This is a genomic window from Intrasporangium sp. (genome assembly GCF_039812505.1).
Lineage (GTDB): Bacteria > Actinomycetota > Actinomycetes > Actinomycetales > Dermatophilaceae > Intrasporangium_A.
Window position 1 is genome coordinate 1 of sequence record NZ_JBDIAQ010000115.1, and the last position, 11097, is coordinate 11097.

General features: G+C 74.9%; 8 protein-coding genes. All 8 read left to right on the forward strand.

Annotated features, from left to right (window positions below; genetic code table 11):
- The coding region (locus WMI84_RS13510; protein WP_347353998.1) for an AAA family ATPase at positions 1-1563 on the forward strand (1563 nt) is incomplete at its 5' end.
- Positions 1560-2840: a hypothetical protein gene (locus tag WMI84_RS13515; protein ID WP_347354000.1), complete on the forward strand. Its 1281-nt coding sequence runs from the start codon at positions 1560-1562 to the stop codon at positions 2838-2840. The genes WMI84_RS13510 and WMI84_RS13515, both read left to right, overlap by 4 nt.
- Positions 2837-3901 carry a glutamate ABC transporter substrate-binding protein gene (locus WMI84_RS13520; RefSeq protein ID WP_347354002.1) on the forward strand — a complete coding sequence of 355 codons (1065 nt, stop codon included), beginning with the start codon at positions 2837-2839 and terminating at the stop codon, positions 3899-3901. Before WMI84_RS13515 ends, WMI84_RS13520 begins: the two co-directional genes overlap by 4 nt.
- A complete protein-coding gene (locus tag WMI84_RS13525; RefSeq protein WP_347354003.1) occupies positions 3898-5094 on the forward strand; it encodes a hypothetical protein in 1197 nt (398 codons plus the stop codon). Before WMI84_RS13520 ends, WMI84_RS13525 begins: the two co-directional genes overlap by 4 nt.
- Positions 5091-7640: a tetratricopeptide repeat protein gene (locus WMI84_RS13530; protein ID WP_347354005.1), complete on the forward strand. Its 2550-nt coding sequence runs from the start codon at positions 5091-5093 to the stop codon at positions 7638-7640. Before WMI84_RS13525 ends, WMI84_RS13530 begins: the two co-directional genes overlap by 4 nt.
- Positions 7641-7776: 136 nt before the next feature.
- Entirely contained in the window at positions 7777-8964 is a 1188-nt protein-coding gene (locus WMI84_RS13535; RefSeq protein ID WP_347354007.1) for a protein phosphatase 2C domain-containing protein, read from the forward strand.
- On the forward strand, positions 8957-10246 hold the full coding sequence (locus WMI84_RS13540) for a VWA domain-containing protein (RefSeq protein WP_347354008.1): 1290 nt from the start codon (positions 8957-8959) through the stop codon (positions 10244-10246). Before WMI84_RS13535 ends, WMI84_RS13540 begins: the two co-directional genes overlap by 8 nt.
- Positions 10243-11097 carry an FHA domain-containing protein gene (locus WMI84_RS13545; RefSeq protein ID WP_347354009.1) on the forward strand — a complete coding sequence of 285 codons (855 nt, stop codon included), beginning with the start codon at positions 10243-10245 and terminating at the stop codon, positions 11095-11097. The genes WMI84_RS13540 and WMI84_RS13545 overlap by 4 nt, the downstream gene beginning before the upstream one ends.

Sequence of the window (11097 nt, forward strand, 5' to 3'; positions counted from 1 at the left end):
GGCCCGACCGAGCTCGCCGAGACCAACCGGGCGTTCTTCGACGCCGCCGTCGCCGGCCGCCGCTGGCGGGAGCACCCGACGGCCCTGCTGCTCACCCTCGCCGAGGCCCGCCACCCGGCCGCCGAGGAGTACGCCACCGCCCTGACCGACGTCGCCGCGGCCGCCTGCACCCTCGGCGAGCCGAGCATCACCGTGACCGCCAACGCCGCCGCGGCGTCCGCCGCCTACCTCGACGCGGTCCGCGACTCGGCAGCTCCATCCCGGGCCCGAGGTCCCCACCTCCCCGCCGGCTCCGGCCCGCTCCTGGGACCCCTCGGCGACCCACCCACGTCACCCTCGCCCACCCCCGACCCGACTACCGGCCGGTCGACCGGGCTGCTCCCGCAGCTGCCGAGCGGGCCGGGCACCGACGCGGTGCTGCGCTCCTGGGGGCTGCGCCCGCAGCCCCACCCCGACGAGGCGGACGCCGGGAGCCGGCCCGGCGGCATACCCGAGCAGGCGAGACCCGCCGCCGCGCAACCGCACCCTGCCGCGGCACCCGCCGCGGAGACCGCCGGGCAGCCGGCCGAGCCCGCGCCGACCGTCGAGGAGCTGCTCGCCGAGCTCGACGCGATGATCGGCCTGCACCGGGTCAAGAAGGAGGTGCACCGGCAGGTCGCCCTGCTCACCGTCGAACGGATGCGCACCAGGGCCGGGCTGCGGCAGACCCCGCTCTCGCGGCACCTCGTCTTCGTCGGCAACCCCGGCACCGGCAAGACGACCGTCGCCCGGCTCATCGGCTCGATCTACCGGGCGCTCGAGCTGCTCCCGCAGGGCCAGCTCGTCGAGGTCGACCGGTCCGAGCTGGTCGCGGGCTACGTGGGCCAGACCGCGATCAAGACGGCCGAGGTGTGCGCCCGGGCGATCGGGGGGGTGCTGTTCATCGACGAGGCCTACAGCCTGACCGGCGACCAGTACGCGCTGGAGGCGGTCAACACCCTCGTCAAGGAGATGGAGGACCATCGCGAGGACCTCGTCGTGGTCGTGGCCGGCTACCCCGACCCGATGGCCCGGTTCATCGCGACCAACCCCGGCCTGGCCAGCCGCCTGACGACCACGATCGAGTTCGACGACTACTCCGACGACGAGCTGCTGGCCATCCTCGTGTCGATCGCCGGAGCGAGCGACTACGAGCTGACCGCGGACGCGAAGCGGCGGGTGCGCCAGACCCTCGAGGCGACGCCGCGCACGCCCGCGTTCGGCAACGGGCGGTTCGCGCGCAACCTGTTCGAGGCCGCGGTCGGCCGGCACGCGTGGCGGTTGAAGGATGCCCGAAACCCGACCCGGGACGAGCTGCGGCTGCTGACCGCCGGCGACTTCACCGAGCGCCCCGAGCCCGACCCTGCCCCGCCCGACGCTGCCCCGCCCGACCCTGTGCCACCCGCGACGGGGCCGGGTCCCGACGACCCGCCGGCCCCGACCCCGGGGTCGGGTCAGGACCCGGTCAGGGCAACCCCCGATGGCGGCGCCGGCCCGGGTCCGGCAGGCTCGGGACGCACGACCGGGACCCAGGAGGAGGAATGACCGTGGCCGCGCCGCGCACGATCCAGGGCTCGCTGCCGACCGTCCCCCAGACGGCCAGCGAGGCCGGCAACGCCCTGCGCGCCCTCGTCCACGGCACCCCCGGGCGCATGCGGCTGCTCGGCGCCCTCGCCGTCCTGGCCGCGCTCGTCCTCGGGGCCGTGTGTGCCCAGGCGCTGATCGGGTCACGGGCCGCCGCCGACCGCGCCGCCACCAACATCGCGCAGGTGGTGCGCGCCCAGACCCTGCAGGTCGACCTCCTGCGCGCCGACGCCCTCGCCACGAACGCGTTCCTCGTCGGGGGCCTCGAGCCGGCGCAGCAGCGAGCGGCCTACGACCGGGCCATGACCGCGGTCGCCGAGGGCATCACCCAGGCCTCGGCCGCCCAGCCGGCCGACGCCGACGCCCTGGCCACGCTCGCGGTCAAGGTCCAGACCTACGCGACCCTCGTCGAGCAGGCCCGCTCGAACAACCGGCTGGGACTGCCGGTCGGGGCGACCTACCTGACCGAGGCGAGCGCCGGCCTGCGCAGCGACGCGATGCCGATCCTCGACGCGGTCGTGCAGGCGAACGAGGGCCGGGCCCGGGCCGAGTTCGACCGGGCCGACTCGAGCGGGCTGCTGCTGGTCGGCGTCGCGGCGGTCCTCGTCCTGGTCGGCGTCGCCGTCTGGCTCGCCCGGCGCACGCACCGCTACCTCAACGTCCCGCTCTCGGTGGCGATCGTGCTGCTGGCACTCGCCCTCGTGACGGCCATGTCGACGATCGGCACGGTCGCCGCGACCGCGACCGACGTGCGGACCAGCCAGTACCAGGACACCGTGCTGCTGGCCAAGGTCAGCACGGCCGCCAACGACGCGCGCGCCAACGAGAGCCTCACCCTCATCAAGCAGGGTTCGGGCGCCGCGTACGAGAAGGCCTGGCAGCAGAACGCGACCACGGTCGAGAAGTCCCTGACCGGCTTCGACAGCTCCCTGCTGGCCGAGTGGCGGGCCTACTCCGACGGGCACCGGCAGATCCGCAAGCTCGACGACGGCGGCGACTGGGACCGCGCGGTCGCCCTGGCGACCAGTACCAAGGCGTCGGACCCCAGCGCGCGGTTCGCCCGGTTCGACCGCGACGTCACGGCCGCCCGCGACGAGGCCAGCCAGGCGGCGGTCCAACGGATCGACGGCCTCGGCGGCGCCGCGCCCGCCTACGCCACCGGCATCGCCCTGCTGTCCCTGGTGGCCTGCTGGCTGGTCATCCGGGGCATGGGCAAGCGGATCGAGGAGTACCGGTGACGTCGACCCCCACCTCCCGCCCGGCCGCGGCCACGAGTCCCGGCCGAGGATCCCGGGCCGGTCGCGCCGCACGCGCCGCACGCGACGCACGCATCGGCCGCGCCGGACGTACCCTGCGCGCCCTTGTCGCGACGTCCGCCGTCGCCGCCCTGGCCGCCTGCACCGGGGTCACCTACGCCGAGACCCCCGTCCCCGCACCACCGACCGCACCGGCCACCTCGGCACCCGCGGCCCCCGCGCCGGCGACCTGCAGCAACCCGCTCCAGACCTACGACCCCCTGCCCAGCATCCCGGCATCCTCGGACATCTCCGACGAGACGACCCGCCGGATTCTCAAGCGCGGGTACCTGGTCGTCGGGGTCTCGGCCGACACCTACCTGTTCGGCTCCCGCAACCCGTTGACCGGCCGGATCGAGGGCTTCGACATCGACCTCGCCAAGGCGGTCGCGGGCAGCCTGTTCGGCAACCCGGACAAGATCCGGCTGCGGGTCATCACCGCCGCAGACCGCATCCCGCTGCTGCAGCAACGCGAGGTCGACATGGTCGCCCGCAACATGACGATCACCTGCGACCGGTGGGAGCAGGTCGCCTTCTCCGCCGAGTACTACCACTCCGGGCAGAAGGTCCTGGTCGCCCGGGGCAATCCGGCCAGGACGCTCGCGGACCTGAAGGGGCAACGGGTCTGCGCCCCTCGGGACACCTCCACGATGGCCAACCTCAAGAAGGTCAACGGCCCGGTCCCGGTCGCGGCCGCGACCCACACCGGCTGTCTGGCCCTCTTCCAGCAGGGCAAGGTCGAGGCCATCACCGGCGACGACATCGTGCTGGCCGGCCTGGCCGCACAGGACCCGTACGCCGTGGTCACCTCGGCCCCGGCGATCAGCAGCGAGCCCTACGGGCTGGCCTTCAACCGGGCCGACACCTACCTGGTCCGCTACGTCAACCGTCTGCTGGCCGACCTGATGAGCGACGGCAGGTGGACCGCCATCTACGACCGGTGGCTACGCCGGGTGCTCGGTCCCGCGCCCAGCCCACCGAAGGCGGTGTACGGCCGCTCATGACCAGTCCTGCGCAGGCGCCGCTCGACGGCGGGATCCTGGCGCCACCCGCTCCCGGGGCCCTCGGCGTCCCCGTCGACCCGGCCGCCGCCCAGACCTACCTGGGAGCGCTGCACGTCTGGGTCGACCAGCGCCGCGCCGACCTCGACGCCGTCGACGCCGCGGTCCTGCGCCTCGACCCCGGCGAGCAGGCCGCCGTCACCACCGACCTGACCGTCGCGCTGACCTTCTGGAAGGCGGTCCACGACCGCTACGTCCTGCTCGAGACGGTCTTCGACGGCGGCCGGGTCGGCCCGGCCGAGGCCGAACGGCTCGCCACGCTCATCCACGGCCGGCTCGGCGGCGAGGCGAGCCAGTCGCTGTCCGTCCCGGGCACCGCCTCCCTCGCCGTGACCCTGCCGGAGGCCTGCCGGCTGCTCGACTCGCTGACCCGCACCCTGCAGGCGCGGGCCTCGCTCGCGCCCGGCGTCGCGGAGGCGAGCCAGCGCATCACCCTGCTGCGCCAGACCCTCGAACGGATCCGCGACCAGGTGCCGCTCGTGCCCGCGGGCGCCCAGCGCGACGCGGCGAGCGAGTCGCTCGCCCGGCTCGACCGGCGCCTGGCCGAGCTGACCGAGCGGGCCCGCCGCGGCGCCGACACCGGTGGCGTCATCGGACCCCTCGAGATCGAGGCCGCCGTCCTCGAGCGCGACCTGATCGTCGCGTCCGCCGAGCGCACCCAGGCCGTCAAGGACCGGGTCCGGCAGACCCAGCGCGTCGCCGAGCTCGACGCCCGGGCGGAGGCGATCCGCGCCCTCGAGCGGGCCTGCGTCGCCGCGATCGACCCCGCGCCGCAGCTGGCCATCCCGAACGTGCACGCGCTGGGACCGGTCCCGCAGGCGCCCGCCGAGCTGGCGGCATACCGACAGCGTCTCGACCGCGTCGCCCGCGCGCTCGACCTGGCGCACGAGGCGTATGCCGCTGGGCTGGCCGAGCGCGACGAGCTCGTCGGGCGCGTGGGCGCGGTCACCGCGATGGCCGCGGCTGCCCGGCTCGGGCCCGAGACGCAGGGCGACCTCGACGAGCTGAGGGCCCGGCTCGACGCGGTGCTCGGTGCGGCACCGGTGCGGCTCGACCGGGCGAGCGCCCTCGCCGACGCCTACCAGTCGTACGTTCAGGCCGTGACCAGGCCACGTCCCCGAAAGGCCCGGCCATGACCAGGTGCGCCCAGCCCGGCTGCCCGGGCACGATCGTCGACGGCTACTGCGACGTCTGCGGGATGGCAGCGACGAGCCGCCCCGAGACCCCGGGCGAGGTGGCCGCCGGGACCCCGGGCGAGGTGGCCGTCGGGGTGCCGAGCGGAGTGCCGGCCACGCCACCCGAGACGCCGACCGGGGCGCCGACCATGCCGGGCACCGGCGGACGTGCCCCGGCCACCGGCGTCGGCCCGGCCGGCCCCCGTCCGGGCGCCTCGGTCGCGACCGCTCCGGCCCGGCCGGTCCCGCCGGCTGCCGCGCCGAGCGGGGGCCCGACCGTGCCGGACGGCACCCCCTGCGACCAGCCCGGCTGCCCCGGCCACATCGACGACGGATACTGCGACGTCTGCGGCACCCCCGCCACCCAGGTCGGGCAGGTGCAGCTCGCCGACGAGCCGACCGCGCCGGCCGGGACCGGCCCCGAGCTGTCCACCCGGTCCACGGCGTCGAGCAACCTCGCCTCGACGGCGCTCGGGTCCCGGCGCGCCCGGCAGGCCGGCAGCATCGCGACCCGGCGCCTGACCGGGTCGCAGCGGCTGCGCAGCGCGCGGCTCGGCGGCGGCATCACCACGGTCCGCCCCGCCCCGGCCATCGACGCCGAGAAGGCGCTGCTGACCGACCCCACCGTCCCCGAGAACAAGCGATTCTGCCCCAAGTGCGGCGAGCCGGTCGGCCGGGGCCGCGACGGCCACCCGGGGCGCACCACCGGGTTCTGCGCCAGGTGCCGGCACCCGTTCTCGTTCGACCCCAAGCTGCACCCGGGTGACCTGGTGGCCGGACAGTACCTCGTGGCCGGGTGCCTGGCCCACGGCGGGCTGGGCTGGATCTACCTGGCCCGGGACAAGAACGTCTCGGACCGGTGGGTCGTGCTGAAGGGCCTGCTCAACTCGGCCGACCCGGACGCGCTCGCCGCGGCGATCGCCGAGCAGCGCTTCCTGGCCCAGGTCTCGCACCCGAGCATCGTCGAGATCTACAACTTCGTGACGCACGAGGACGACGGCTACATCGTCATGGAGTACGTCGGCGGCACCTCGCTCAAGGCGCTGCTCAAGCAGCGGATGCAGCAGGCCGGCGCCTACAACCCGCTGCCGGTCGACCAGGCGCTCGCCTACATCCTGGAGATCCTGCCGGCCTTCCAGTACCTGCACGACCTCGGCCTGGTCTACTGCGACTTCAAGCCGGACAACATCATCCAGGTCGGCGACGAGGTCAAGCTGATCGACCTCGGCGGGGTGCGCCGCATCGACGACGAGGACTCGGCGATCTTCGGCACCGTCGGCTACCAGGCGCCCGAGGTCGCCGAGCTCGGCACGTCGGTGGCGTCGGACATCTACACGATCGGGCGCACCCTCGTGGTGCTGACGACGGAGTTCCGTGGCTACCAGTCGACCTACCTGAACGTGCTGCCCCCGCAGGACGCCAACCCGGTCCTGCAGAAGTACGACTCCTTCTACCGGCTCGTGGCCAAGGCGTGCGCACCCAGCCGGGACGACCGGTTCGTCTCGGCCGACGAGCTGCGCTCCCAGATGGTCGGCGTGCTGCGCGAGGTCGTCGCGATCGACCGCGGGGCCGGCGCCGCGACCGCGACGGTCTCCTCGCTGCTGTTCGAGTCTCCGGCGGCCGGGGACGAGGCGGACGACTGGCGCAACCTGCCGCCGCTGCGCGTCGACCCACACGACCCGATGACCGGGTGGCTGCAGACCATCCAGGGCACCCCGGCGGAGCGGCTCCACCGGCTGGACCTCCCCCCGAGGGAGTCGACCGAGGTGTTGCTGGCCCGGGCGCGGGCCAGTCTCGAGACCGGCCGCTCCGACATCGCCGACCTGACCGCGGGCGAGCTGCTGACGGCCGACCCGTGGGAATGGCGGGCCGTCTGGGTCCAGGGGCTCTCGGCCCTGCAGCGCGGCGACTTCCGGGCCGCGCAGGCCTCCTTCAACGCGGTCTACGGCCAGGTGCCGGGTGAGCTGGCCCCGAAGCTCGCGCTCGCGCACGCGTGCGAGAAGGCCGGCGACGACGGCGTCGCCGAGGGCCTGTACGTCGCCTGCGCCCGCACCGACGCGGCCTACGTCCCGATGGCCGCCTTCGGCCTGGCCCGGATCCGGGCCGCGCGCAGCGACGTCGAGGGCGCGGTCGCGGCATACCGGCTCGTACCGCCCGAGTCGAGCTCCTACCGCACCGCCCGGTCCGGGCTGGCCGAGCTGCTCGCCCGGGCCAACCGCAGCCTGGCCGACCTGGCCGAGGCGATGGACATGATGGGCGACACGGCGATGGCGCCGCGACACCGGGCCGAGGTGACGACGCTGATCTACCGCGAGGCCCTCGCCCGGGTCGCGCGGAGCGGCAGCGCACCGCAGTCGCTGGTCGGCGGTCGCAAGGCCACGGTCCCGCAGCTGCGGCTCGGGCTGGAGCAGTCGCTGCGCGACCTGGCTGCGCACACCCCCGACCTCGGGGAGCGGGTCCGGCTCGTCGACGAGGCGAACACGATCCGCCCGTGGAGCCTGCTGTGACCACCGCTCCCGCGCCCCTGCCCGCGTCGGGCGGCCACCTCGTCCCCGTCGAGCAGGCACCACTTCCGGTCGAGCGGGCACCAGCGGTCCGGTATGACGCCAGGCCCAGCATCCGAGCGACAAGGGGTACGGACCGATGACCCACCCAGCGCAGCCCCGACCGAGCTGTCCGTCGTGCGGAGCCGCCCACGACCCCGGGGCCAGCTTCTGCGAGGCCTGCGGCGCGGACCTGACCGGGCACGCCTCCGCCCTGACCACGCCCGACCCGCTGGTCGCGGCGGCCACCCCGCAGACCGCGCCGGCCGGCGACGAGTCCCCGCTCGACACCGGCTGGACCGGCGTCGTGCCGGATGACGTGGCGCCGCAGCCGGACGACCGCTGCCGGGCCTGCGGGCAGGGCCGGATCGTCGACGGCTACTGCGACCAGTGCGGCACCCCGCCACCCGACCCCCGCGACCACTTCACCCAGGCACCCACCACATGGGTCGCGGGCGTCTGCGACATCGGCCGGCGGCATACCCGCAACGAGGACGCCATGGCGCTCTGGGCGGACGAGCCGGCGGGGCGCCGCGCCGTGCTGGTCGTCTGCGACGGGGTCTCGATGGCCACCGACTCGCACATCGCCTCGCTCGCAGCGGCGCAGGAGGCCCGCGACCACCTGTCCAGGCCGCTCCCGCGCGGCGCCGGGACCCCGGAGGCGTGGGTCGCCGCCACCGGACGCGCGCTGACCGCCGCCGTGCTCCGGGCGAACGAGGCCGTCAAGGCGACCGTCACGGACCACGTGCCCAACCCGCCGTCCTGCACCTTCGCCGCCGCCGTCGTCGAGGACGGCACGGTGGTGGCGGGCACCGTCGGTGACAGCCGGGTGTACTGGCTGCCGGATGACGCCGGCCGGCCGGCCCGGCAGCTCGGCGAGGACGACTCCTTCGCGGCCGAGCGGATCCGGGCCGGGGTCCCCCGCGAGCAGGCCGAGAACGGACCGCAGGCCCACTCCATCACCCGGTGGCTCGGGTCGGACGCGCCCGACGACCTGACCCCGCACCTGGCGACCGTGGCGCCGCGGGCGCCCGGTTGGCTGCTGGTGTGCTCGGACGGGCTGTGGAACTACTGCTCCGAGCCCGAAGCCGTCCGCGGCCTGGTCGCGACGGCCGCCGCCGGGGTCGGGCACGAGCCCGGCGCACTCGCCCAGGCGCTCGTGGACTTCGCCAACGAGCAGGGCGGCCGGGACAACATCACGGTTGCCCTCGCGAGACTGGCTGGGCGAGGATCGACGGTATCGAACGGCGCGCAGCCGCCCCAGGAGGAGGACCCCAGCAATGGCTGACTTCACCGCCGAGGTGTTCCAGAACGAGTTCCTGCCGGCGGGTGGCACGGACGTGCACGGCATCGTGCGCATCACCAGCACCGGCGCGGCGGCGGGCCCGGCCACGGGCGCGCCGCGCAGTGACGGGTCGGCCGCCGAGGTGATCCTGATCGACACGTCCGGCTCGATGGGTCGGCGCGGCGTCCAGGCGGCTGGGGTCGCGGCGACCGCGGCCCTGAAGGAGATCACCGACGGCACCCTGTTCGCGGTCGTGTCCGGCAACGGCACCGCCCAGATCGTCTACCCCACCTCGCGGCAGAGCGCGCTGGCGATCATGTCGCCGCGGACGCGCGGCGAGGCGATCCGGGCGGTCGAGATGCTCCGGGCCAGCGGCGGCACGGCCATGGGGACCTGGCTCACCCTGGCCCGGCGCATCTTCGAGACCGTGCCCCACGTGACCAAGCGCCACGCGATCCTGCTCACCGACGGGGTCAACGAGGGCGAGACCGCGGCCTCGCTGCAGACCGCGGTGCAGTCGTGCGTCGGGGTCTTCCAGTGCGACTGCCGCGGTGTCGGCGACCAGTGGCGGGTCGAGGAGGTCCGCAGCATCGCGTCGGCCCTGCTCGGCACGGTCGACCTCATCCCGGCGCCGGAGGAGATGGCGGCGGAGTTCGAGGCGATGATGCGCGCGTCGATGTCACGAGGGGTCGCCTCGGCCGAGCTGCGGGTCTGGGTGCCGCAGGGCGCCGAGCTGCTCTTCGTCAAGCAGGTCTCGCCCACCCTCGAGGATCTCACCGCCCGGCGCACCCCGGTCAACCCGCTGACCGGCGCCTACCCGACGGGCGCGTGGACCGACGAGTCGCGCGACTACCACGTCGCGGTGCGACTGCCGGCGCGCACGATCGGGCAGGAGCAGCTGGCCGCGCGGGTGCAGATCTCGATCGGCGACACGGTTCTCGCGCAGGGCCTGGTCAAGGCGAAGTGGTCCGGCGACGACTCCCTGACTACGCGGATCGACCCGGCGGTCGCCGCCTACACCGGCCAGGCCGAGCTCGCCCGGGCGATCCAGGAGGGGCTGGCCGCCAAGGCCGCCGGGCAGGACGACCTGGCGACGGCAAAGCTGGGGCGGGCCGTACGGCTCGCCGGCGAGACCGGCAACGACGACATGACCGCCCGGCTGAAGAAGGTCGTCGAGGTCGACGACGCCGACACCGGTACGGTCCGGCTCAAGAAGTCGGCCTCGAAGATGGACGAGATGTCGCTCGACACCGCCTCGACCAAGACGACCCGGGTGCGTCGATGAGCGCGGTCTGCCCCAACGGGCACACCTCGCAGGCCGAGGACTACTGCGACACGTGCGGGTCGCCGATCGACGCCGCGGCGCGCACCCCGGCGGGGGCTGCGGCTGCCGGGTCAGGGGCGCCAGGGCCGGCGGCGCCGCCCACTGCCGGTGAGGCGGCCACGACGGTCGGGGACCCCGGCAGCGGTCCCGGGGTGAGCGGCATACCGGCTGGTGGGTCGTCCCTCGACCTGGACCCGGCTGGGACGGCGCCGGCCGGGCCACCGCCGGCCGAACCGGTCGGCCTGGAGTGCCCGAACTGCCACACCGCCAACTCCGAGGGTGCACTGTTCTGCGAGGCGTGCGGGTACGACTTCACGACCGGCGCGATGCCGCGCGGCAGCGCCGCCGAGGCCGCGGCGACGGCACTGAGCGAGGCAGGCCGGGAGCAGGGCGAGCCGTTCGAGTGGGTCGCCGAGGTCTGGGTCGACCCGGACTGGTACGCCACGCAGCAGGCCGAGGACCCGTGCCCCTCCCCCGGCCTGCCGACGATCATCCCGTTGCGCCACCGGAGCCTGCTGCTCGGGCGGGTCTCCTCCAGCCGCAACACCAACCCCGAGATCGACCTGTCGACGGACCCCGGGGTGAGCCGTCGGCACGCGCAGCTGACGACCGACGGTTCCCGGTGGTTCGTCGAGGACCTGGACTCGTCGAACGGCACGTTCGTCGGGCCGGCGTCGGGGCCGCTGCCCGACCAGCCGATCTCGGTGGGGCCGAAGCGTGAGCTCGACGACGACGACCGTCTCTACGTCGGGGCCTGGACCCGGGTCGTGGTGCGGCGCGCGACGCCGGAGGAGGTCGACACCTTCGGGTGA